Raw genomic sequence first — 22,076 nt, 5'->3', positions numbered from 1 at the left:
TACCATCACGCCGGCTAGTTTGCCGGCGAAAATCTCTGCAATCCAGCGCTCTGGGGACAGGAAATGCGAGTACGTTCGTAGCTGGTGAGTGATGGAAATCCAGGATTCAAGGGGCTGCATCGCTCAGGCTCACTGCGAGCCGAGCAGGCGGGAACATGAGAGATCTGAGGGTGCCTCAGCCCCGAGCCCATCCGACCCGGCTCATGCGGAGCCCAGCGACAGCGCCCTACGATCCTACTTCGGTCATACTCGAACTTCTCGCGAAGGTAGGATCCGGGTAGGATCATCCGCATTCCGGAATCAGTCGCTTGAAGAGCTAGGTCCATCTCTTTCTCTATCATCGGCTTAGAGTGGGCCGCCCGGGACTCGAACCCGGGACCACCTGATTAAAAGTCAGATGCTCTACCGACTGAGCTAACGGCCCGTATCGTCGAAATCGTAGGGAGTGTGCCTGGACCCGTCAAGCGGCGTCGCCGCGATTGAGGGCGGGCCGCCGCGCTTCGAAGCCCCGGTCTCGCCGAACGGCCCGCCGCGGCCGGAACCCACGAAACAGCCTAGGCCACCGCGCGCGCCTGCAGGTCCAGGATCTGTTTTCGGTCCGGCCCCACGCCCAGCAGGCCCACCGGCAGCCCGAGGCCGCGGCTGAGGAACTCCAGGTAGCGCTGCGCGGCGGCGGGCAGGTCCTCCCAGCGCTTGGCCTCGCTGATGTCCTCGCGCCAGCCCTCCAGCATCTCCACCACCGGCTCCACGCGGTCCAGCGTGGCCGGGTCGCGCGGGAAGCGGTCGATCGGCTCGCCGTCGAGGCGGTAGCCCGTGCAGACGCCGATCTCGTCGAGGCCGCTCAGCACGTCGAACTTGGTGACGGCCAGCACGTCGATGCCGTTCAGCCGCACCGCGTAGCGCGCGGCCGGCAGGTCGAACCAGCCGCAGCGGCGCGGCCGGCCCGTGGTGGCGCCGAACTCCGCGCCCCGCTGGCGCAGGGCCTCGCCGAGCTCGTCCTTCAGCTCGGTCGGGAACGGCCCGTTGCCCACCCGCGTGCAGTAGGCCTTGAAGATCCCCACCACCGACCCGATCCAGCGCGGCGACACGCCGCTGCCGGTCACCGCGCCGCCGATGCTCGGGTTGCTGCTGGTGACGAAGGGGTAGGTCCCGTGGTCGATGTCGAGCAGGGTGCCCTGCGCGCCCTCGAGCAGGAGCCGCTTGCCGTCCGCGAGGGCCTCGTGCAGGAAGTCGCCGCTGTCCACGAGCAGGGGCTCGATCACGGGCTTCAGCGCGAGCAGCTTCTCGGCCGTCTCGTTGGGGCTCACGGGGTCGCCGTGATAAAGCGCGTCGATCTTGCGGTTCTGCTCGATGATCCGCTCGATGATCACCCGCTTGAAGCGCTCGGGCTCGAGGCGGAACAGGTCCGCGCGCAGGCCGCTGCGCGACACCTTGTCCGCGTAGGCCGGGCCGATGCCGCGGCCCGTGGTGCCGATGGAGCGCCCCTTCTTGGACTCCTCCTGCAGCCGGTCGATGAGCCGGTGATAGGGCAGGATCAGGTGCGCGCTGTCGCTGAGGAAGAGCCGGCCGTCCACGGAGACGCCGCGCTTCTTGAGAGTCTTGATCTCCTCGGCCAGGGTGAGCGGGTCCACCACCAGCCCCGGCCCGAGCACGCAGTCCTTGTTCTCCAGCAGGATGCCCGACGGGATCAGGTGGAAGATGTACTCCTGCCCCTCGGCGCGGATGGTGTGCCCCGCGTTCGCGCCGCCCTGGTAGCGCACGACCACGTCGTGCCGGGCGGCGAGCGTGTCCACCATCTTGCCCTTGCCCTCGTCGCCCCACTGGCCGCCGATGACGACCGTGGCGCTGCCCTGCTTGGCGCTCATGGCTCTTCTCCTCAGCAGTGAGCCCGGCGCGCTGGCCGGGCTCGGAGCCGTCCCAAGATAGACGCCCCTTCCGGGCCTGTCAACGAAGGTTCAGGACTCCAGGGGCGGGTTCGCCGAGGCCTCGCTCGCGTCGCCCGGGGCCGCGGGCGCGGGCTCCGGCATGCGCCAGGCCGCGAGCCGCTGGTCGATCCAGGCGATCACCTCGGCGCGGCCTTCGCCGTCCTCCGACGAGAAGAGCTGCAGCGGCTGCTCGGCCGTCAGCTCCAGCGCGCGGCGGGCCTGGGCCACGGCGCCCTGCCGCTGGCTGCGCTTGAGCTTGTCGGCCTTCGTGAGCACGAGCAGGAAGGGGAGCTGCGTCGTGCGCAGCCAGCCCACCATCTGCCGGTCCAGCGCCGTGGGCTCGTGCCGGCAGTCCATGAGCTGCACCAGGCCGGCGAGCTGCTGACGGCGTTCGAGGTAGTCGGTCATGAAGCGGCGCCAGGCGTCCTGCACGGCCTTCGGCACCTTGGCGTAGCCGTAGCCGGGCAGGTCGACCAGATGCGCGTCCGAGTCGCCGAGACGGAAGAAGTTCAGCGCCTGGGTCTTGCCCGGCCGCTGGCTGACCTTGGCCAGGCCGCGCCTGCCCGTGATGCGGTTGATCATGCTGCTCTTGCCCACGTTGGAGCGGCCCGAGAAGGCGACCTCGGGCCAGGGCTCCGGCGGGCAGTCCGCGAGCTTCAGGACGCTCTTCGTGAAGCGCAGATCCTCGAAGCGTCCCACGCGGCTAGGCGTGCACGGTCGCGCCGCTGCGCCGGCGCGCGGGCGTGCTCTTGGGCTTCGCCGCCTTGCCGGTCTTGCCGCCGCGTCCACCGCGGCCACGTCCCGGCTGGCCCGGCTGCTCCACCAGGGCGTGCGCGAGCAGCTCGTCCACGTGCTCGACGAAGACCAGCTCCAGCCCCTTGCGCACGGGCTCGGGCAGCTCGGGCAGGTCCTTCTCGTTGCCCTTGGGCAGCAGCACCTTGCGGATGCCGAGCCGCAGCGCGGCGACGGTCTTCTCCGGCAGGCCGCCCACCGGCAGCACGTTGCCGCGCAGCGTGATCTCGCCCGTCATGGCGACGTCCTTGTGCACCGGGATCCCCGTGATCGCGCTCACCAGCGCGGCCGTGAGGGCCACGCCGGCGCTGGGGCCGTCCTTGGGCGTGGCGCCCTCGGGCACGTGGATGTGCACGTCCATCCCCGCGAAGAAGTCCTTGGCGATGCCCCAGGTCTCGGCGCGGCTGCGCACGATGGTCTGCGCGGCCTTGGCGCTCTCCTTCATCACGTCGCCGAGCTGGCCCGTGAGGATGAACTCGCCCTTGCCCGGGATCAGCTGCACCTCGATGTTCAGCGTCTCGCCGCCCACCTGCGTCCAGGCCAGGCCCGTGGCGCTGCCCACGACGTTCTCCTCCTGGTCGAGGCTCTTCGGCAGCCAGCGCGGCGGGCCGAGGTAGGTCTCGAGCTGCGCGGGCTCGATCTTGAGGCGCTTCTTGCCCTTCTCCACCACCGCGAGCGCGGTCTTGCGGCAGAGCGTCGCCAGCTCGCGCTCGAGGTTGCGGACGCCGCTCTCGCGCGTGTACTCGTCGATGATGCGGTCCAGCGTCTCGTCGGGGATCGCGAGCTGCCCGTCCTTGAGGCCGTGCTCGCGCATCTGCTTCGGCAGCAGGAAGCCGCGCGCGATGCCCCGCTTCTCGTGCTGCAGGTAGCCCGGCAGCCGGATGATCTCCAGGCGGTCGCGCAGCGCGTCGGGAATGCTGTGCAGCGTGTTCGCCGTGGTGATGAACAGCACCTCGGACAGGTCGAAGGGCACCTCGAGGTAGTGGTCGCTGAAGGTGTGGTTCTGCTCGGGGTCGAGCACCTCGAGCAGGGCCGCCGCGGGGTCGCCGCGGAAGTCCATGCCGAGCTTGTCGACCTCGTCGAGCAGGATGACGGGATTGCGCGTGCCGGCCTTCTTCAGCGCCTGCACGATGCGCCCCGGCATCGAGCCGATGTAGGTGCGCCGGTGGCCGCGGATCTCGGCCTCGTCGTGCACGCCGCCCAGGCTGAGGCGCTGGAAGTGGCGGCCGATGGCGTCGGCGATGGAGCGGCCGAGGCTGGTCTTGCCCACGCCGGGCGGTCCCACGAAGCAGAGGATCGGGCTCTTGGTCTTCTTGCGGCGCGTGAGCTTCATGACGCTCATGAACTCGATGATGCGCTCCTTGATCTTCTCCAGCCCGTAGTGGTCCTCGTCCAGCTTGCGGCGCACGCGGCCGATGTCGAGGCGGTCGCGGGTCTTCTTGCGCCAGGGCATGGCCGCGAGCGTCTCGATGTAGGTGCGGATGACGCTGGCCTCGGGGCTCATCGGCGGCATCTTGGCGAGGCGGTCCAGCTCGCGCATGGCCGTCTCCTCCACCTCTTCGGGCATGCGCGCCTCTTCGATGGCGGCGGCCAGCTCGTCGAGCTCGCGGCCCTCGTCCACGTCCTGGCCCAGCTCGCGGCGGATGGCCTTCAGCTGCTCGTTGAGATAGAACTCGCGCTGGTTGCGCTGGACCTGGCTCTTGACCTCGCTCTCGATCTTGCGCTCGAGCTTGAGGATCTCCACTTCCTCGCTCAGCACGCGCACGAGGATGCGCAGCCGGCTGGCGACGTTCTCCTCCTCCAGCAGCGTCTGCTTGAGCTCGAGCTTGTCGGGCAGGTGCGTCGCCACCGTGTCGGCCAGCAGCACCGGATCGCCGATGCCCGCGATGTTCTCCTGCACGGCCTCGGCGATGCGCTTGTGGTGGCGCACGTAGTCGGCGAAGTACTCCTGCGTCATGCGGACGAGCGCGTCGATCTCCGTCTCCTCGTCCGGCAGCAGATCCTGGCGGGGCGCCACCTGCACGGTGAAGTGCCCCTCCTCCTGCACGTAGTGGCGCACGCGCCCGCGGGCGAGACCCTCCACGAGGATCTTCATGGTGCCGTCGGGCAGGCGCAGCAGCTGCGTGATGTGGGCGATGGTCCCCGTGCGGTGGATGTCCTGGGGCGCCGGCTCGTCCGTCTCCTTGTCCTTCTGCGTGGCGACGAAGATCAGCCGCTCGGCCAGCATGGCCTGCTCCACGGCCGCGATGCTGCCCGGACGGCCCACCAGCAGCGGATGGATCATGGTGGGATAGACCACCACGTCGCGCAGGGGCAGCAGGGGCAGCACCTCGTCCACCTGGAGGGTGCGATCCTGGTACTTGATCTCGAACATGGGTCCCCTTTTGACGCAAAGGCCGGAGCGCCTGGGCGGCGCCCCGGCTTCAGTTCTCGCTGAGCGGTCTAGGCTTCGCGGATCTGACGCTCGTCGTCGAAGAAGATCTTCGGCGGCTTGCCCTCGGACACGCTCTCCTCGGAGATGACCACGCGCTGCACGCCCTGCCGGCTGGGCAGGTCGTACATGAGGTCGAGCATGGCCTCCTCCATGATGGCGCGCAGGCCGCGGGCTCCGGTGGCGCGCTTGAGCGCCTTGCGGGCCACGGCGCGGATCGCGCCCGGGTCGAACTCGAGCTGGATCTCCTCCATCTCGAAGAGCTTTCGGTACTGCTTCACCAGCGCGTTCTTGGGCTTGACGAGGATCTCCACCAGGGCGGCCTCGTCGAGCCCGTGCAGCGGCGCGACCACCGGCAGGCGGCCCACCAGCTCGGGGATCAGCCCGTAGCGCAGCAGGTCCTGCGGCGTGACCTGCAGGAAGAGGTCGTCGCGGTCCTTCTCGCGCTTGCTGCGCACCTCGGCGCCGAAGCCCATGTTCTTCGAGCCCACGCGGCTGGAGATCACCTGGTGCAGGCCGTCGAAGGCGCCGCCGCAGATGAACAGGATGTTGCGCGTGTTGATCTCGATGTACTTCTGCTGCGGGTGCTTGCGGCCGCCCTGGGGCGGCACGTTGGCCACGGTGCCCTCGAGGATCTTGAGCAGCGCCTGCTGCACGCCCTCGCCCGACACGTCGCGCGTGATGGACGGGTTGTCGCTCTTGCGCGCCACCTTGTCGATCTCGTCGATGTAGACGATCCCGCGCTCGGCCGCGCTCACGTTGTAGTCCGCCGCCTGCAGCAGCCGCACGAGGATGTTCTCGACGTCCTCGCCCACGTAGCCCGCCTCGGTGAGCGTGGTGGCGTCCACGATCGCGAAGGGCACCTTCAGCAGGTGGGCCAGGGTCTGCGCCAGCAGCGTCTTGCCGGTGCCCGTGGGCCCCAGCAGCAGGATGTTGCTCTTCTCGAGCTCCACCTCCTCCGCCTCGCGGAGGTGATGGATGCGCTTGTAGTGGTTGTAGACGGCCACGGCCAGCGTGATCTTGGCCCGCTCCTGGCCGATGACGTAGGTGTCGAGCTGCTCGCGGATCTCCGTGGGCTTGGGGAAGTCGCCATCCTCGAAGATGGCGGGGCGGACCATCTCTTCTTCGAGGATGTCGTTACAGAGCTTGATGCACTCGTTGCAGATGTAGACGTTGGGGCCGCTGACCAGCTTGGCCACCTCGTCCTGTCCCCTGCCACAGAAGGAACACTTGATCATCCGGTTCGTCCTTTTGGAATACGGGCGGCCGCAGCGTCGTGCGGCCCGGGCCTGGGCCCGGGCTCCCCTGGCACGTAAGATACCCTATCTCGGTTCCCGCTCCAAGACGAAGCTTAGTCCTCGTCCCGCGGGGATGCGGCGTGCTGCTCGATAACCCGATCCACGATGCCGTAGTCCCGCGCCTCGGGCGCGGACATGAAGAAATCGCGGTCGCTGTCCCGGCTGATCCGGTCCACGGGCTGGCCCGTGTGATGGGCCAGGAGCTCGTTGATCTGGTCCCGGGTCTTCAGGATCTCCCGGGTGTAGATTTCGATGTTGCTGGCCTGCCCCTGGGTGCCGCCGCTGGGCTGGTGGATCATGATCCGGCTGTGGGGCAGGGCGCTGCGCTTGCCCTTGGCGCCGCTGGTCAGGAGGAAGGCCCCCATGCTGGCGGCGAGGCCCATGCAGATGGTCGCCACGTCGGGCTTGATGTACTGCATGGTGTCGTACATGGCCATCCCCGCGCTGACGCTCCCGCCCGGCGAGTTGATGTAGATGTTGATGTCCCGCTCCGGGTCCTCCGCCTCGAGGAAGAGCAGCTGGGCGATCACCAGGTTGGCCAGGTGGTCGTCGATGGGCGAGCCGATGAAGATGATCCTGTCCTTCAGCAGGCGGCTGTAGATGTCGTAGGAACGCTCGCCGCGCCCCGTCTGCTCGATGACGTAGGGAATGGGGATGTAGGCCATGGATCCGTCCTTTCTCATGCTCGCTCGGCCCGCCCGCTAGCTCTCGGCCCCCGCCTGGGGCATCGGCTCGCGCTTGATCGTCGCCTGCTCCTCCAGGAAGGCGAAGACCTTCCGGTGCAGCAGATCCTCCCGGATGCGCTCCTCGGCATCCGCGCGCTTCACGCTGCGGCGGATGTCCTCGACCTCGCTGCCCTCGGCCTTGGCCAGGGACTCGAGGTGCGCCTCGAACTCCGCGTCGTCCACCGCGAGGCTCTCCTGCTTCGCCACGGTGTCGATCACGAACCAGCGCTTGATGGCGAACTCGGCGCCCGGCCGCATGGCCTTGGCCGCCTCGCGGCGCTCCTCGTCCGTGATCTCCCGTCCGGCGCGGCGCTCCTGGTCCGCGACCAGGTGGACCAGGTAGTTCTCGACCATGGACGGCGGCAGCTCGAACGGGTTCAGTGCCAGCAAGCCCTGGACCAGGGCCGTCTCCAGACGCCCCCGATTGCGGTTCTCGATGTCGGCCTCGATGTTGCCCTTGATCTGCTCGCGCAACTCGTCCATCGACTTGAACTTGCCCACTTCGGCGGCGAAGGCGTCGTCCAGCGTGGGCAGCCGCTTCTCCTCGATGCGCTTCAGCGTCACCTGGAAGTGACGCGACTGCCCGGCCAGGGATTCCTGGTCGTAGTCGGCCGGGTAGGTCACCGGGAAGCGGCGCTCCTCGCCGACGCTCATGCCGCGCACGCCGTCGGAGAAGGCGTCGAGCACGTAGTCGCTGCCCAGCTCGAAGAGGTGCCCCGTGACCTCGGTGCCGAGGATGGCGTGGCCGTCCTCGTCCACCTGGCGGAAGTCGACGCTCAGCCGGTCGCCGTCGGCGGCGGCGCGCTCCACCTCGGCGTAGGTGGCGCGGCTCTCCTGGAGCGACTCGAGCGTGCGCTCCACGCCGTCGGCCGGCGGGTCCTCGCGATACCAGGTGACGGCCATGCCCTTGGCGCCGGTGATCGTCACCTCGGGTCGCACCTCCACGGTGGCCTTGAAGCCGAAGGTGCCGCTCTCCTCGCCGAAGTCGATGTCGCTGTACTCGGGGTCGTTCACGGTGTTGAGCGTGACCTCGTGCATCGCCTGATGCCAGGCGCGCGGCAGCAGCCAGTCCAGCGCGTCGTAGGCGATCTCGCGGGCGTAGTGGCTCTCCACCATCGCCTTCGGCACCTTGCCCTTGCGGAAGCCGGGCAGCTGCGCCTTGCGGCGGATGCCCACCAGCACCGTCGCGCGCGCCTGGTCCCACTCGCTGACGGGCAGCTTGATGCTCACCACGCGCTGCCAGGACTGCGTCTCCTCGACCTCGACGCCCTGCAGCTCCACGAGCGGCGGATGGTCGTGGTGTCCGTGCTCGTGCTGCTGTGAATCCTGCCCCGGGGCGGCCTGCTGGCTGCTCATGCGTCTCCTTGACGTGGACGTGATCGTGGGTGCGAGAGGGGGGACTTGAACCCCCACGAGTCGCCTCACAGGAACCTAAATCCTGCGCGTCTGCCAGTTCCGCCACTCTCGCGCGGACGGCGCCCCCCGGGCTCCGATGGACCCCGCGGAGGCAATAGTAAAGGTCTTGCAAGGGCTTGGGTCAAGGCCGGCCCGCCGCCCCTCACTTGCCGGTAAACGCCGCTTTCCGCTTCTCGAGGAAGGCCGCCGTACCCTCCACCATGTCGGCCGTGTCACAGAGCCCCCCGAAGAGCCGGGCCTCCACGGCCAGGCCCTCGGTCAGCGTGCCCTGCAGGCCCTCCCGCACGGCCTCCAGCGCCGCCCGCTGGGCCAGGGGGCCCACGGCCTGGAGCTTGGCCGCCAGGGCCTGCACGGCGTCCAGCAGCTCCGCCGCCGGCACCACGCGGTTCACCAGGCCCAGCTCCAGCGCCTCCGGCGCCTTCACCATGCGCCCCGTGAGGATGAGATCCAGCGCCCGCCCCGGCCCGATCAGCCGCGGCAGCCGCTGCGTGCCCCCGTAGCCCGGGATCACGCCCAGGGTGACCTCCGGCAGCCCCAGCACCGCCGTGTCGGCCGCCACGCGCAGATGGCAGGCCAGCGCCAGCTCGCAGCCGCCGCCCAGGGCATAGCCGTTCACCGCGGCGATCACCGGAACGGGCAGGTTCTCGACCCGGCTGAAGATCGCCTGGCCCCGCTCGGCGAAGGTCCTGCCGGCCGCCCCGCGCAGAGGCGCGATCTCGCCGATGTCCGCGCCGGCGACGAAGGCCTTCTCGCCGGCCCCGGTCACGGCCAACACGCGGGTCTCGCCGCTCGCCGCACGGGCCTCCAGCTGATCCAGGGCCTCGCCCAGCTCGGCGAGCAGCTCGGCATTCAGTGCGTTCAGGGCCTTGGGGCGCTGCACCGTCAGCCAGCTCAGCGCGCCCTCGTGGCGCAATTCGAGGTTCTCGAAGGGCATGGCGCTCCTTCCGCTTCTGCGGCCAAGGTGTTGGAATCCGTGGGCTTGGAGGGGCAGGCGGGGCGAGTCTATGCCACGCCGCCGAAGCGGTCAAGCGCGCTCGCCCGCCCCCGGGGGCGTGATTTCGGACTCGGACGTCAAGCTCGCCCCCGGGGGCCGACCGGCCGGCATTCGACGGACTCTCCCGCCCCCTGCATGCCACGACGAAAGCCTCCACCACTCCACCGCTTGGCTATTGACGACCCACGCATGATACTATACATTGGTATCCCACGCAAGGAGGTGTCGACAGATTTTTCAGGCCCTGGCCCGCACGGAGCGCCCGACGCACCCGCCCCCGGGGGCGGGTTTTCGGACCCGCGCATCAAGCTCGCCCCCGGGGGCGGGCCGCGCTACACTCGCGCGTCACCGAACCCGAGGAGCGCCATGCAGGACAGGCCCACGCTCGACACCGTCCGCGCCGCCGCGGCGCGCATCGCCGGCCGCATCCACCGCACGCCGGTGCTGACCAGCGCCGGCCTCGATGCGCTGACGGGCGCGACGCTCGCCTTCAAGTGCGAGCCCCTGCAGCGCACGGGCTCCTTCAAGATCCGCGGGGCGATGAACGCGGTGATGACCCTGTCGGACAGCGACGCCGCCCCCGGCGTGCTCACGCACTCGTCGGGCAACTTCGCCGCGGCGCTGGCGCTCGCGGCGCGGGAGCGCGGCGTGGCGGCGCAGATCGTCATGCCCGAGAACGCGCCCGCGGTGAAGCAGGCGGCCGTGCGCGGCTACGGCGGCAGGATCACCTTCTGCGCCCCCACGCTCGCCGCGCGCGAGGAGACCGCCGCCCGCGTGGGCGCCGAGACCGGCGCGCGCTTCGTGCACCCCTACGACGACCACGCGATCATCGCGGGGCAGGGCACGGCGGCGCTGGAGCTGCTGGAAGAGCGCGCCGACCTCGACGTCCTGATCGCCCCGGTCGGCGGCGGCGGCCTCATGAGCGGCTGCGCGATCGCGGCCCACGGCATCAACGCGCGCATCGAGCTCGTGGGCGCCGAGCCCGCGGGCGCGGACGACGCCTTCCGCTCCCTCGCCGCGGACCGGCGCCTCCCCCAGACCGACCCGCGCACTTGCGCCGACGGTCTGCGCACCGGCCTCGGCGAGCGCAACTTCCCCATCCTGCGCGAGCTGCTCGCGGGCATCGTGACCGTGACCGAGGACGAGATCGTCGCCGCCATGCGGCTGCTCTGGGAGCGGCTCAAGCTGGTGGTGGAGCCGTCGGGCGCGGTGCCCCTGGCCGCGGTGATGGCCGCGCCGGCGCGCTTTCGCGGCCGGCGCGTGGGGCTGGTGCTGAGCGGCGGGAACGTCGATCTCGGCGCGCTGCCCTGGTCGCCGACTAGCGCGTGACCAGCACGCCCGCCCAGGCGTCGAGCTTGTCGGCCAGCTCGGGCGAGTAGCCCTTCTCCTCGAAGCGCAGGTGGCCCTCGGCGTCGATCGCGCAGAGGTAGGGAATGCCCGTGACGCCGTAGGCCTTGGCCACGTCGTCGCCGTCGAAGAGCAGCTCCATGCCGTAGCCCTCGCGCTTCATGAAGGCGGCGGCGCCGGCGGGCGTCTGCTCCCAGACGTTCACGCTGAAGACCCGCACCCCTGCGGGCTTGCGCTCCTTCATCCAGGTGTCGAGGACGGGCATCGCCATGCGGCAGGGACCGCACCAGGTCGCCCAGAAGTCCAGCAGCACCACCTGGCCGCGCAGGTCGGCCAGGGAGACCATCGTGCCGTCGGTGGCGCGAAGCGTCCAGTCCGGGGCCACGCGGTCCACCTGCTCGGCGAGGATCGCCGTGCGACGCACGTCGGCGCCGGCCGCGTGCGCCGCCTCGGCCTCCGCCACCAGGGCATTCCAGCGCGGGTGGTCGTGCAGGGACTTCAGGTCCTCGTCGTCCTTCATCTGCTGAGCGTTGGTGAAGCCGCTGTCCAGCGCGGCCTGCAGCGCGTCGACGGCCGGCTCGCGGCGGCCGAGCATCGCCTCGAGGCAGGCGATGTCGTAGTCGCGGTCGGCGCGCGCCTCGCGGTCGTCCGCGGCCGGGGTCTCGGCGCGGCGCTCGGTGAGCAGCTGTTCGTAGGCGTGCGCGTCGCGCAGGCTGTTGGCGTAGTAGTAGCGCACGTAGTCGTCGCGCTCGTCGGCGGAGAGGCGGCCGGCGGCCACGAAGCTGTCGATGTTCTTCGCGACGATGTCGCGCACCGCGCCATAGTCGCCGAGATGCGCCTTGATGCGCGCCAGCTCCAGGTCCTGCGCCCAGCGGGCGCCGGCGGCCTTGGCCTTCTCGAAGGTGGCGAGGGCGGCCTGGGCGTCACCGGCGTGAAGCTGGTACTCCTCGAGCGGGCGCAGGGCCTCGGGGTCGTCGCCGCTGAACTCCGCCAGCCGCTGGAAGGCGTCCTTGTCGCGTTCGAAGGCGGCGACGAGCGCCTCGGGCGGATCGGTCTCGCCGAAGAGGTTTCGCATGTAGATGCCGGTGAGCAGGCGGTAGGCGGCCAGGTTGCCGGGGTCGAGCGCGATCGCCGCGCGCGCCCAGTGGAGGGCGTCCAGCGGATCCTGGCTGGCGAGGCCGCGGAGCACGGCCGCCTGCGGCGAGCCCTCCCGCGACGCCTGCCGGCGCGCGAAGTAGGCCGCGGCGTCGTCGGGATCCACGCTCTTCCACTTGTCGAGGATGAGCCGCAGGAAGTCGAAGTCGTCGGTCTCCTCGGCCGCGTCCATGCAGAGGGCGAGCGCGCGCTGCGGCGTGTAGCTCGCGGCGAACTCCGTCTGGAAGGTCTCCGGGGACCAGGGCGCATCCTCCTCCGGCGGCGGCGGCGTATCCACGGGCGGCTGGGCCAGCGCGGGCAGGACGGCAAGGGCAAGGGCCAACAGGGACAGGGTCGCGGCGCGGCGGAGGGTCATCGCGTTTCTCCTCGGGGTGGGACTGCGGGCGAGAATACCCGCAGCGCGACGGAAGTTCCAGCGCCGATCGCGCCGCGGCCGCCGTCTTGACGCTGCCCGCGCCGGCCGCTAGACTGCGCGGGTTCAGCCCCGAGCGCATCTTACCCCCTCCCAAGGACTTCGATGGCCCACGACGAGAAGTACCAGCGCCTGGACGCCAAGCGCGAGCAGGCCCGTCTCGGCGGCGGCGCCGAGCGCATCGCCAAGCTGCACGACTCCGGCCGCCTCACGGCCCACGAGCGCATCCAGCTGCTCTTCGACAAGGGCACCTTCCAGGAGCTGGGCGTCTTCGTCACCCATCGCTCGGGGGATCCGTCCATCGCCGACAACCGGCCCGTGGGCGACGGCGTCGTCTGCGGCTTCGGCCGCGTGGCCGGGCGGCTGGTCTACGCATTCGCGCAGGACTTCACCGTCTTCGGCGGCACCATGAGCGAGGCGAACGCGCAGAAGATCTGCCGGCTCATGGACCTGGCGCTGGAGGGCGGCGCACCGGTGATCGGCCTGAACGACTCGGGCGGCGCGCGCATCCAGGAGGGCGTCTACTCGCTCGGCGGCTACGCGGACATCTTCCTGCGCAACACGCTGGCCAGCGGCGTCATCCCCCAGATCAGCGTGATCATGGGCCCCTGCGCGGGCGGGGCAGTCTACAGCCCGGCGATCACGGACTTCATCCTCATGGTCGAGGGCACGAGCCACATGTTCGTGACCGGCCCCAACGTCATCAAGATGGTCACCGGCGAGGAGGTGAGCTTCGAGGACCTCGGCGGCGCGGGCACGCACAACTCGCGCAGCGGCGTGGCGCACTTCAGCGCGGCCAGCGATCAGGAGGCGCTGCTGCAGGTCAAGAAGCTGCTCTCCTACCTGCCCTCCAACAACCTCGACGACCCGCCGCGCGTGGACAGCGACGATCCCCCCGACCGTCAGGACGAGAGCCTCGACTCGCTGATTCCCGCCGATCCCAAGGTGCCCTTCGACGTGGTCGAGGTCATCGACCGCGTCTTCGACGGCGGCAGCTTCTTCGAGGTGCAGAAGGACTACGCGCGCAACATCGTGGTGGGCTTCGCGCGCCTGGGCGGCCAGAGCGTGGGCGTGGTGGCCAACCAGTCCAAGGCCATGGCCGGCGCGCTGGACATCGCCGCCAGCGTGAAGGGCGCGCGCTTCGTGCGCTTCTGCGACGCCTTCAACATTCCGCTGATCACCTTGGTAGACGTCCCCGGCTTCCTGCCCGGCACGGACCAGGAGTTCGGCGGGATCATCAAGCACGGCGCGAAGCTGCTCTTCGCCTTCTGCGAGGCGACGGTCCCCAAGCTCACGGTGGTGCTGCGCAAGGCCTACGGCGGCGCCTACGACGTGATGAGCTCCAAGCACATCCGCGCGGACCTGAACTACGCCTGGCCCATGGCCGAACTGGCGGTGATGGGCGCCGAGGGCGCGGTGAACATCCTCTACCGCAAGGAGCTGGCGGGTGGCGAGGGCGACGCCGCGCGCCGCGCCGCGCTGATCCAGCGCTACAACGAGCAGTTCGCGCACCCCTACCTGGCCGCGGAGGCGGGCTTCATCGACGACGTGATCCTGCCCCGCGAAACGCGCCAGCGCCTCATCGCCGGCCTGCGCAGCCTCGCGAACAAGCGCCAGCAGCTGCCGCCCAAGAAGCACGGCAACCTTCCCCTCTGATCGGAGCGCGCGATGACCCCACCCTTCCGCAAGGTGCTCGTGGCCAACCGTGGCGAGATCGCGCTGCGCGTGATGCGCACGCTGCGCAAGCTGGGCGTGGAGTCGGTGGCCGTCTACAGCGACGTGGACCGCCAGGCCCCCCACGTCTTCTACGCCGAGCAGGCCCTGCCGCTCGGCGGCGTGACCAGCGCCGAGAGCTACCTGCGCATCGACAAGCTGGTGGACGCGGCCCGCCGCGCCGGCGCGGACGCCGTGCACCCCGGCTACGGCTTCCTCTCCGAGAACCCGGACTTCGCCACGGCGCTCGCCGACGCGGGCATCGCCTTCATCGGTCCGCCGCCGGCGGCCATGGCCGCCATGGGCAACAAGCTGCGCGCCCGCGCCCTCATGCTGGAGGCCGGCGTGCGCGTGATCCCCGGCAGCGACGGCGCCGTCACCGACCCGGCCGAGGCCGCGCGCCTGGCCGGCGAGATGGGCTACCCCGTCATGCTCAAGGCCGCGGCCGGCGGCGGCGGCAAGGGCATGCGCGTGGTCCGCGATCCGGCGCAGCTGGCGGGCGCGCTGCGCGCCACGCGCGAGGAGGCGGGCAAGGCCTTCGCCGACGACGCCGTCTTCGTGGAGAAGTACATCGAGAAGCCGCGTCACATCGAGATCCAGGTGATGGCCGACCAGCACGGCGGCTGCATCCACCTGGGCGAGCGCGAGTGCTCGATCCAGCGGCGGCACCAGAAGGTGGTCGAGGAGAGCCCGAGCCCCTTCGTCACGCCGGAGATGCGCGAGGCCATGGGCGCGATGGCCGTGCAGGCCGCGCGCGCCGTGGACTACGTGGGCGCGGGGACGGTGGAGTGCATCGTCGACGCGGCGCGCAACTTCTACTTCCTCGAGATGAACACGCGCCTCCAGGTGGAGCACCCGGTCACCGAGCTGGTCACCGGCCTCGACCTCGTGGAGATGCAGCTTCAGGTGGCGGCCGGCGAACGCCTGCCGCTGACGCAGGAGCAGGTGAGCCGGCGCGGCTGGGCCATGGAGTTCCGCATCTACGCCGAGGACCCCGAGCGCGGCTTCCTGCCCTCCACGGGCAAGATCCAGCGCCTGCGCCTGCCGGCGGGCCCCGGCCTGCGCCACGACAGCGGCATCTACGAGAAGTACGAGGTGCCCGTCTACTACGACCCCCTGCTGAGCAAGCTGGTGGTCTACGGCGCGGACCGCACCGACGTCATCCGCCGCGCGCGCCAGGCCTTCCAGGAGTACGCCATCGCGGGCATCAAGACGAACATCCCCTTCCACCAGTGGCTGCTGGGGCAGGAGGCCTTCGCCGCGGGCGACTGCGACACGCACTTCATCGACGAGCGCTTCGACCCCACCGAGATCCGCCACGACCCGCGGGTGCCCGACGTGGCCGTCCTCGCCGCCGTGCTGGCCGCGCACCTGCACGGCCGCCGCCTCAACTTCGACCAGGCCGCGGCCTCGGACTGCCTGCCCAGCCGCTGGCGGCAGACCGCGCGCCGCGAGGCCGTGATGCGAAGGAGCCAGTCATGAGCGCCACGCGCTACGTCGTCCGCCTCGGCGAGCAGACCCACGACGTTTCGATCGCCCCCCAGGGCGAGCGCTGGTCCATCACCGTGGACGGCGTGGAGCGCCTCGTGGAGCAGACGGTGGTGGAGCGCGACCAGGTGCTGTCGCTGATCGTCGGCGACCACTCCTACCTGGTCGACTTGGTGGAGACCGACTGGGAGACGGGACGCTTCGTGGTCGGCGCCATCGGCGAGCAGGTGGAGCTCACCGTGCGCGACGAGCTCGAAGCCGCCGTCGACGCCCTCGCCCCCACCGCCGCGGCCCACGGCCTCTTCGAGCTGCGCGCGCCCATGCCCGGGATCGTGCTGCGCGCGCTGGCCGCGCCCGGCGAGCGCGTGACCCGTGGCCAGGGCCTGCTCGTCCTCGAGGCCATGAAGATGCAGAACGAGCTGGCCAGCGAGCTGGACGGCGTGGTCCAGGAGATCCTCGTGAAGGACGGCCAGCTGGTGGAGACGAACGCCCTGCTCGCGCGCGTGACCCGCGACGGGGAGGACGCATGAGCGCCGGCACGCCCAAGGATCCTGCCGCCACCTACCGCGCCGCCCGCGAGCGCTGGACGGCCGAGACGCTGGAGCCGCATCGCGCGAAGGCTGCCGACCGCCGCGCGTCCTTCGAAACGCCCTCGGGCCGGGACGTCCACGCGCTCTACGGCCCCGACGACCTCGCCGACTTCGACCCGGCCGCCGAGCTCGGCCTGCCCGGCGAGCCGCCCTTCGTGCGCGGCGTGCAGCCCAACCAGTATCGCGGCCGCCTCTGGACCATGCGGCAGTACGCGGGCTTCGGCTCGGCCGAGGAGACCAACGCGCGCTTCCGCTATCTCATGGAGCGCGGACAGACGGGCCTGTCCACGGCCTTCGACCTGCCCACGCAGATGGGCTACGACTCCGACCACCCCTACGCCCTCGGCGAAGTCGGGCGCGTGGGCGTGGCCATCGCGTCGCGGGCGGACATGGAGCGACTCTTCGAGGCGATCGACCTGGGCGCGGTGAGCAGCTCGATGACCATCAACGCGCCCGCCGCCCAGCTCCTGCTCTTCTACGCGCTGGCCGCCGAGCGCCAGGGCGTGCCGAGCGAGCGCCTGCGCGGGACGATCCAGAACGACGTGCTCAAGGAGTACATCGCCCGCGGCACCTACATCTATCCGCCCGGGCCGAGCCTGCGGCTGATCACCGACACCTTCGCCTGGTGCGCCGAGCATGCGCCGCGCTTCAACACCATCTCGATCAGCGGCTACCACATCCGCGAGGCGGGCTCCACCGCGGCGCAGGAGCTGGGCTTCACCTTCGCCAACGCGCTCGAGTACGTGCGCGCGGCGCGGAGCGCGGGCCTCGCGCTGGAGGACTTCCTGCCGCGCCTGTCCTTCTTCTTCAACGTCCACAACAACCTCTTCGAGGAGGTCGCCAAGTTCCGCGCCGCGCGCCGGCTCTGGACGCGTCTCCTCGCCGAGCACTTCCAGGTGAGCGCGCCCGGCCTGATGAAGCTGCGCTTCCACAGCCAGACCGCCGGCAGCACGCTGACCGCGCAGCAGCCGCTGAACAACGTCGTGCGGGTCACCGTGCAGGCCCTGGCCGCGGTGCTGGGCGGCACGCAGAGCCTGCACACCAACAGCTTCGACGAGGCGCTGGCCCTGCCCGGCGAAGCCAGCGCCCGCCTGGCCCTGCGCACGCAGCAGATCCTCGCGGCGGAGAGCGGCGTGGCCGACAGCGTCGATCCGCTGGCGGGCAGCTACCTGGTGGAGCGCTGGACGCGCGATCTCGAAGAGGAGGCCCGCGCGCTGGTCAACGCGGTGGAGAGCCTGGGCGGCGCGGCCCGCGCCATCGAGGCGGGCTTCCAGAAGCAGCAGATCGGCGAGGCCGCCTACCGCACGCAGCGCGCCATCGAGTCCGGCGCGCAGGAGCAGGTGGGCGTGAACTGCTACACCGAGGACGAGCGGCAGGCCGCGGCCGAACGCTTCCGCCTCGACCCCGCGCTCGAGGCGCAGCAGTGCGAGCGCCTGGCGCGCTGGCGCGAATCGCGCGACGCTGACGCGGTGACGTCCGCCCTCGAGCGCCTGGACGCGGCGGCCCGGTCCACGACGCCGCTCCTCCCCCCGCTCAAGGACGCGCTCGCCGCGGGCGCCACGCTCGGCGAGACCTGCGACGTCCTGCGCGCGGTGTTCGGACAGTACCGGCCCGGCAACTGAGGTGAGCATGACTGCGATGAAGCGCTACGAGGAGAAGCTCCCCGCGGGGATCTGGCGACGGCTCGACCACGTGGGCGTCGCCGTGCAGGACCTCGAGGCCGCGCGGATCCGCTACGTGGAGCTGCTCGGCTTCACCGAGCTGGCCCGCGAGCGGCTGCCGGCCCAGGGCGTCGAGGTCATCCTGCTCGACGGCGGCAACTGCCGGCTCGAGCTGCTGGCGCCGCTCGGCGACGACAGTCCCATCGCCCGCTTCCTCGACCGTCGCGGCGAAGGGCTGCAGCAGATCGCCTTCGAGGTGGCCGACCTGGACGCCGCGCTCACCCAGCTGGCGCAGCGCGGCCTGCGCCCGCTCGCCAAGCCCAGCCTGGGCGCGGGCGGCCTGCGCATCTGCTTCCTGCACCCCAAGGACACCCTGGGCGTGCTGCTCGAGCTCGTGGAGTACCCCCGCGGCCGCTAGCCGCGGCTGCGCGCGCCGACCAGCGTCACGGTGGCGCCCGCCTCCCAGGCCTGCACGTCGCTGCCCAGCGGCGCGGCCATCAGCCAGTAGTCGTGCCCGCGGTAGAGCAGCTGCGGCGAGAGCACCTGCTCCTCGCCCAGCGTCTGCCCGGCCACCGCGGCCACGTCCACGCGGCCGTCGAAGTCCAGGTCGGGCGGGCTCAGGATCCAGCGCCCCTGGCCCTGCCGGCCGAGGATGCTCACCACCACCGTCGCCGTGTCGCCCTCGCCGGGCGCGGCCACCAGGGCCATGTCGCGCTCGAGCGCCGCGATGCGGTCCATGAGCACGGGGTGCTCGCCGGCCAGCGCCTCCGCCTGGAGCAGGTTCACGTAGGCCAGCTCGGGCTGCCAGGCCTCCAGGTACATCGCCGCGCGCTGGCTGGCGGCCTGGAAGTTCCAGGGCGCGGCGGTCTCGTCCTCGTCCAGGGCGACGGGACCGAGCGCCTCGATGGCCGCCTCGGTCTCGCCGAGGAAAGCCAGCAGACGTCCCACGAGGAAGCCCCGCGGCGCCTCCTGGTCGGGCGTCGCCTCGACCTGGCGCGCCTGCACCAGCGCGTTGCGGAAGAGGATGGCGGGGACGGCGGGGACGTCCGCTTCCTTCGACGAGGTCAACGGCGTCGAGGCGTCGATGCCGTAGTCCTGCGTCACGCGCGGCGGCGCGCCCTGGTCGAAGCCCACCTGCATGGACTCGGCGGCGCGCAGCCAGTCGCCGGTGAAGAGGCTCAGCAGTTCGAGCCGCGTCTGGATGGGGCCGCACTCGGGCCACGGCCGCAGCGCGTACTCGTAGCAGGTCTCGGCCTTGCCGAAGTCGCGCTCCTCCACCGCGTAGTAGTCCCCCAGGTAGACGTAGCCCACACGGCCCAGCTCGCGCAGCTCGCCCTGCCAGTGGAAGCGGTGCGGCAGCTCCAGCGGCGGCGGGTCCTCCGCCGGGGCGGCGGGCGCCTTCGCGGTCGCCTCGGGCGCGGGCGCCTGGGTGGTCACCGGCGCGGGCGAGGGCGGCAGCTCGGCGTCGCTGTGGACGCTCGCCTGCTTCAGCGTGGCGAGGTCGATCCACTCGCCGTCGTCGCCGGCCGAGGCGGCCGAGGGCACGAGCAGCGAGGCGAGCAGGACGGCGAGGGTGATCCGGCGCATGGTTCCTCCCGGTCGGGCTGCCCGCGCTGGCGAGGATTCGTCCGGTCGGCCGCTTTCTCGCCGGCCACCGGCGGCGTCCCCGGAACGCGGATCGCCAAGTGGCGTCCACGCAGGGACTTGAAACACGAACTCCCGCCGCGCGGGGCGACGGGAGTCGTCAAATCAAGTTGCGGGCCAGCCTGGCGTCCGGGCGCCTAGCGCCTAGCGATCGATGAAGGCCCGCGGGCCGGGATCGCTCTCCACGCCCGCGCGCACGGCGCTTACGCGGAAGTAGGCGTAGGCGGCGAGCGTGTCGCAGAGGCCGGCCTGCTCGCAGAGCCCGCTGTCGACGAAGGCGAGGCCAGGATCCACGTAGGTGTAGCTGGTCTCGGAGGTCGTGGTGTAGAGGGAGTCCACGTCGAGCACGGTGAAGCCGAGATTGGCGTAGAGGCCGACGTAGAGGCGGAACTCGTCCACTCCCTCGGGATTGGGGGCGTTCCAGGCCAGCTGGACCGTCTGCGAGTCCACCTGCCGCGCCTCGGTGATCACGGGCAGGGGAAAGCGCTCGGCCAGCGGATCGTGCTCCTGCGTGCAGGCGCCGAGAATCGCCGCCAGCAGGACGAGGACGAAGGCGCTCGGGGTGCTCAGGCTGCGTCGCATGGGATCCTCCCGCCGCTAGAAGTCCAGGGTCCAGGCCAGGCCGGCCGCCTCGCCACGGAGTACGGGGCTCAGCCGCCCCGGGAGAGCCCCTCGAGCGAGTTCACCAGCGTCACCCCCGTCGTCATGATTGAACAGCCAGGTGTCCACCAGGCTGCCGGCCCACCAGAGCCCCAGCGCGATCTCCAGGTTGCGCCGGGTGCCCTGGCGGTCGTCGGCGATGGGTTCCAGCCGCTGCATGTCCAGGTAGTCCTGGTAGGCGCCGTCCGTGTCGCCGTCGGCGAGGGCGCGCTGGTAGCTGTCCCGCGCGTTCTCGAAGTCCTTCGCCGCGCTGTGGTACTCCATGTGCGCGAAGAAGGTGGCGCCGGCCAGCGCCGCGGCGCCGCCGGCCCAGAGCGCGCCGCGCCCGACGCGCCCCTGCTCGATCTGCCCCAGACCGGGGATGACGAGACTGCGCAGCATCGCGCCCTCGCGGCTCACCGGCGCTGGCGAGTAGTCCTGCGCCGAGACCGCCGCCGGCAGCAGCAGGCAGAGCAGGAGGACGGCGAGCGCGCGACTGGACTTCATCGGGACTCTCCCTTCGTCATTCGTAGTCGTAGAAGCCGCGGCCGCTCTTGCGGCCCAGCCGCCCCGCGTCGACCATCTTCCGGAGCAGCGGGCAGGGGCGGTACTTGCTGTCGCCCAGGTCCCGGTGCAGCACCTCCATGATGAAGAGGCAGACGTCGAGCCCGATCAGGTCCGCGAGCTGCAGCGGTCCCATGGGGTGCGCCATGCCGAGCTTCATGATGGTGTCGATGGCGTCGCGGTCGGCCACGCCCTCCTGGAGCGTGTAGACGGCCTCGTTGATCATGGGCATCAGGATGCGGTTGGACACGAAACCCGGGTAGTCGTTCACCACCACGGGCGTCTTGCCCAGCTCCTTGGACAGGGACACCACGCGCTCGGTCACCGCGTCGCTGGTGTCCAGCGCGCGGATCACTTCCACGAGCTTCATCACCGGCACCGGGTTCATGAAGTGCATGCCGATGACCCGCTCGCGATGGCTCAGCGGCCCCGCCAGCGTGCAGAGCGAGATGCTCGACGTGTTGCTGGCCAGGATCGCCTCGGGGGCGTGGGCCTTGTCCAGCGCGGCGAAGAGCTGGTGCTTCACGGCCAGGTTCTCGGTGGCGGCCTCGATGGCCAGGAAGGCGTCCGAGCGCTCGGGCATGCCGACGCTGGGCTGGATGCGGCCCAGGATGGCAGTCTTGTCGCTCTCGGCGATGAGCTCCTTCTTGACCATGCGGTCCAGGCTCTTGCCGATGGCGCCGAGCCCGCGGTCCAGCAGGCCCTGGTTGACGTCCACCAGCGTCACGGAAAAGCCGCTGGCGGCGAAGACCTGCGCGATGCCGTTGCCCATGGTGCCCGCGCCGATCACGAGCACTGCCTTCTCGTTCATGACACCTCCCGGAGCCCCCTCTACGAGGCACGGTTCTCGGGGTTTCCCCCGCCCTGTCAGGCGCGTTCGCGGCGCCTGGCCACTTCCTCCCGAATGTAGTCCACCACCGCCCGGGTGTCGGTCCCCGGGCCGAAGAGCTTGCCGACGCCCTGGGCCGCCAGCGCCTCGGCGTCCTCGGCGGGGATGATCCCGCCGCCGGTGATCAGCACGTCGTCCGCGCCGGCCGCCACGAGCAGCTCCTTCACGCGCGGGATCAGGCTCATGTGCGCGCCGGAGAGGACGCTGAGGCCGACCACGTCCACGTCTTCCTGGACGGCGGCCTCCACGATCATCTCGGGCGTCTGGTGCAGGCCCGTGTAGATGACCTCCATGCCCGCGTCCACGAGGGCGGCGGCGATCACGCGCGCGCCGCGGTCGTGGCCGTCCAGGCCCGGCTTGGCCACCAGTACTCGAATGCGTTCGTCCATGCGT

General features: G+C 70.8%; 19 protein-coding genes and 2 tRNA genes. 6 read left to right on the top strand and 15 right to left on the bottom strand.

All coding sequences use genetic code 11. The features are described 5' to 3' along the window. Window positions 1-351 precede the first annotated feature (351 nt). The 9 genes from H6693_12425 to H6693_12385 form a co-directional block, all read right to left on the bottom strand. A tRNA-Lys gene (locus H6693_12425) sits at window positions 352-424 on the bottom strand. 130 nt (window positions 425-554) lie between these two features. Then, entirely contained in the window at window positions 555-1,865 is a 1,311-nt protein-coding gene (locus tag H6693_12420; GenBank protein MCB9516986.1) for an adenylosuccinate synthase, read from the bottom strand. A gap of 90 nt (window positions 1,866-1,955) precedes the next feature. Next, window positions 1,956-2,624 carry a ribosome biogenesis GTP-binding protein YsxC gene (gene ysxC / locus H6693_12415; protein ID MCB9516985.1) on the bottom strand — a complete coding sequence of 223 codons (669 nt, stop codon included), beginning with the start codon at window positions 2,622-2,624 and terminating at the stop codon, window positions 1,956-1,958. A gap of 4 nt (window positions 2,625-2,628) precedes the next feature. Further along, window positions 2,629-5,091 carry an endopeptidase La gene (lon, locus tag H6693_12410; protein ID MCB9516984.1) on the bottom strand — a complete coding sequence of 821 codons (2,463 nt, stop codon included), beginning with the start codon at window positions 5,089-5,091 and terminating at the stop codon, window positions 2,629-2,631. A gap of 68 nt (window positions 5,092-5,159) precedes the next feature. Further along, window positions 5,160-6,386, bottom strand: coding sequence for an ATP-dependent Clp protease ATP-binding subunit ClpX (gene clpX / locus H6693_12405; protein ID MCB9516983.1), 1,227 nt, complete (start codon window positions 6,384-6,386; stop codon window positions 5,160-5,162). A gap of 113 nt (window positions 6,387-6,499) precedes the next feature. After that, window positions 6,500-7,111, bottom strand: coding sequence for an ATP-dependent Clp endopeptidase proteolytic subunit ClpP (gene clpP, locus H6693_12400; GenBank protein ID MCB9516982.1), 612 nt, complete (start codon window positions 7,109-7,111; stop codon window positions 6,500-6,502). Between the two features lie 36 nt (window positions 7,112-7,147). Next, window positions 7,148-8,527 (bottom strand): trigger factor, encoded by a 1,380-nt coding sequence (tig, locus tag H6693_12395; protein ID MCB9516981.1) that lies wholly within the window; start codon window positions 8,525-8,527, stop codon window positions 7,148-7,150. 30 nt (window positions 8,528-8,557) lie between these two features. Further along, window positions 8,558-8,639: transfer RNA gene (locus tag H6693_12390), tRNA-Leu, on the bottom strand. Between the two features lie 90 nt (window positions 8,640-8,729). Next, a complete protein-coding gene (locus H6693_12385) occupies window positions 8,730-9,521 on the bottom strand; it encodes an enoyl-CoA hydratase/isomerase family protein (protein MCB9516980.1) in 792 nt (263 codons plus the stop codon). A 426-nt stretch (window positions 9,522-9,947) separates the two neighbouring features. On the opposite strand from H6693_12385, the gene H6693_12380 reads away from it, so the two are divergent. Beyond that, a complete protein-coding gene (locus tag H6693_12380; GenBank protein MCB9516979.1) occupies window positions 9,948-10,910 on the top strand; it encodes a pyridoxal-phosphate dependent enzyme in 963 nt (320 codons plus the stop codon). On the opposite strand, the gene H6693_12375 is transcribed toward H6693_12380, so the two are convergent. Then, window positions 10,900-12,438, bottom strand: coding sequence for a redoxin domain-containing protein (locus H6693_12375; protein MCB9516978.1), 1,539 nt, complete (start codon window positions 12,436-12,438; stop codon window positions 10,900-10,902). The genes H6693_12380 and H6693_12375 overlap by 11 nt on opposite strands. 162 nt (window positions 12,439-12,600) lie before the next feature. Between H6693_12375 and H6693_12370 the strand changes: the two genes are divergently transcribed. Genes H6693_12370 through mce form a run of 5 tightly spaced genes read left to right on the top strand, consistent with a single transcriptional unit; the run spans window position 12,601 to window position 18,365 of the window. After that, entirely contained in the window at window positions 12,601-14,151 is a 1,551-nt protein-coding gene (locus H6693_12370) for an acyl-CoA carboxylase subunit beta (GenBank protein MCB9516977.1), read from the top strand. Between the two features lie 12 nt (window positions 14,152-14,163). Next, the gene (locus H6693_12365; GenBank protein MCB9516976.1) at window positions 14,164-15,690 is read left to right on the top strand and encodes an acetyl-CoA carboxylase biotin carboxylase subunit; all 1,527 of its coding nucleotides are present in this window, start codon (window positions 14,164-14,166) and stop codon (window positions 15,688-15,690) included. After that, window positions 15,687-16,226, top strand: a complete 540-nt coding sequence (locus H6693_12360) for an acetyl-CoA carboxylase biotin carboxyl carrier protein subunit (GenBank protein ID MCB9516975.1) — start codon at window positions 15,687-15,689, stop codon at window positions 16,224-16,226. Before H6693_12365 ends, H6693_12360 begins: the two co-directional genes overlap by 4 nt. Further along, complete coding sequence (locus H6693_12355) at window positions 16,223-17,908, top strand: methylmalonyl-CoA mutase (GenBank protein ID MCB9516974.1); 1,686 nt, start codon at window positions 16,223-16,225, stop codon at window positions 17,906-17,908. The genes H6693_12360 and H6693_12355 overlap by 4 nt, the downstream gene beginning before the upstream one ends. 16 nt (window positions 17,909-17,924) lie before the next feature. Continuing rightward, on the top strand, window positions 17,925-18,365 hold the full coding sequence (gene mce, locus H6693_12350; GenBank protein ID MCB9516973.1) for a methylmalonyl-CoA epimerase: 441 nt from the start codon (window positions 17,925-17,927) through the stop codon (window positions 18,363-18,365). On the opposite strand, the gene H6693_12345 is transcribed toward mce, so the two are convergent. From H6693_12345 to H6693_12325, 5 genes are all read right to left on the bottom strand, one after another. After that, on the bottom strand, window positions 18,362-19,534 hold the full coding sequence (locus H6693_12345; protein ID MCB9516972.1) for a hypothetical protein: 1,173 nt from the start codon (window positions 19,532-19,534) through the stop codon (window positions 18,362-18,364). The genes mce and H6693_12345 overlap by 4 nt on opposite strands. A 201-nt stretch (window positions 19,535-19,735) precedes the next feature. Next, the gene (locus tag H6693_12340) at window positions 19,736-20,173 is read right to left on the bottom strand and encodes a hypothetical protein (protein MCB9516971.1); all 438 of its coding nucleotides are present in this window, start codon (window positions 20,171-20,173) and stop codon (window positions 19,736-19,738) included. A 15-nt stretch (window positions 20,174-20,188) separates the two neighbouring features. Next, on the bottom strand, window positions 20,189-20,737 hold the full coding sequence (locus H6693_12335) for a hypothetical protein (GenBank protein ID MCB9516970.1): 549 nt from the start codon (window positions 20,735-20,737) through the stop codon (window positions 20,189-20,191). A gap of 16 nt (window positions 20,738-20,753) precedes the next feature. Then, window positions 20,754-21,605: a 3-hydroxybutyryl-CoA dehydrogenase gene (locus H6693_12330; protein ID MCB9516969.1), complete on the bottom strand. Its 852-nt coding sequence runs from the start codon at window positions 21,603-21,605 to the stop codon at window positions 20,754-20,756. Window positions 21,606-21,661: 56 nt separating this feature from the next. Further along, window positions 21,662-22,072 carry a cobalamin B12-binding domain-containing protein gene (locus tag H6693_12325; GenBank protein MCB9516968.1) on the bottom strand — a complete coding sequence of 137 codons (411 nt, stop codon included), beginning with the start codon at window positions 22,070-22,072 and terminating at the stop codon, window positions 21,662-21,664. Window positions 22,073-22,076: the final 4 nt, after the last annotated feature.

The sequence above is a fragment of the Candidatus Latescibacterota bacterium genome, from assembly GCA_020633725.1.
Classification (GTDB): Bacteria; Krumholzibacteriota; Krumholzibacteriia; order JACNKJ01; family JACNKJ01; genus VGXI01.
The sequence above is the reverse complement of the archived record's forward strand: the minus strand, read 5'-3'. Positions and strand labels throughout refer to the sequence as shown.

Excerpts from the sequence above, each read along its gene's own strand:
- H6693_12420 (MCB9516986.1), bottom strand. The coding sequence starts at position 1,865 with ATGAGCGCCAAGCAGGGCAGCGCCACGGTCGTCATCGGCGGCCAGTGG.
- lon (MCB9516984.1), bottom strand. The coding sequence starts at position 5,091 with ATGTTCGAGATCAAGTACCAGGATCGCACCCTCCAGGTGGACGAGGTG.
- clpX (MCB9516983.1), bottom strand. The coding sequence starts at position 6,386 with ATGATCAAGTGTTCCTTCTGTGGCAGGGGACAGGACGAGGTGGCCAAG.
- clpP (MCB9516982.1), bottom strand. The coding sequence starts at position 7,111 with ATGGCCTACATCCCCATTCCCTACGTCATCGAGCAGACGGGGCGCGGC.
- tig (MCB9516981.1), bottom strand. The coding sequence starts at position 8,527 with ATGAGCAGCCAGCAGGCCGCCCCGGGGCAGGATTCACAGCAGCACGAG.
- H6693_12385 (MCB9516980.1), bottom strand. The coding sequence starts at position 9,521 with ATGCCCTTCGAGAACCTCGAATTGCGCCACGAGGGCGCGCTGAGCTGG.
- H6693_12380 (MCB9516979.1), top strand. The coding sequence starts at position 9,948 with ATGCAGGACAGGCCCACGCTCGACACCGTCCGCGCCGCCGCGGCGCGC.
- H6693_12375 (MCB9516978.1), bottom strand. The coding sequence starts at position 12,438 with ATGACCCTCCGCCGCGCCGCGACCCTGTCCCTGTTGGCCCTTGCCCTT.
- H6693_12370 (MCB9516977.1), top strand. The coding sequence starts at position 12,601 with ATGGCCCACGACGAGAAGTACCAGCGCCTGGACGCCAAGCGCGAGCAG.
- H6693_12365 (MCB9516976.1), top strand. The coding sequence starts at position 14,164 with ATGACCCCACCCTTCCGCAAGGTGCTCGTGGCCAACCGTGGCGAGATC.
- H6693_12360 (MCB9516975.1), top strand. The coding sequence starts at position 15,687 with ATGAGCGCCACGCGCTACGTCGTCCGCCTCGGCGAGCAGACCCACGAC.
- H6693_12355 (MCB9516974.1), top strand. The coding sequence starts at position 16,223 with ATGAGCGCCGGCACGCCCAAGGATCCTGCCGCCACCTACCGCGCCGCC.
- mce (MCB9516973.1), top strand. The coding sequence starts at position 17,925 with ATGAAGCGCTACGAGGAGAAGCTCCCCGCGGGGATCTGGCGACGGCTC.
- H6693_12345 (MCB9516972.1), bottom strand. The coding sequence starts at position 19,534 with ATGCGCCGGATCACCCTCGCCGTCCTGCTCGCCTCGCTGCTCGTGCCC.
- H6693_12340 (MCB9516971.1), bottom strand. The coding sequence starts at position 20,173 with ATGCGACGCAGCCTGAGCACCCCGAGCGCCTTCGTCCTCGTCCTGCTG.
- H6693_12335 (MCB9516970.1), bottom strand. The coding sequence starts at position 20,737 with ATGAAGTCCAGTCGCGCGCTCGCCGTCCTCCTGCTCTGCCTGCTGCTG.
- H6693_12330 (MCB9516969.1), bottom strand. The coding sequence starts at position 21,605 with ATGAACGAGAAGGCAGTGCTCGTGATCGGCGCGGGCACCATGGGCAAC.
- H6693_12325 (MCB9516968.1), bottom strand. The coding sequence starts at position 22,072 with ATGGACGAACGCATTCGAGTACTGGTGGCCAAGCCGGGCCTGGACGGC.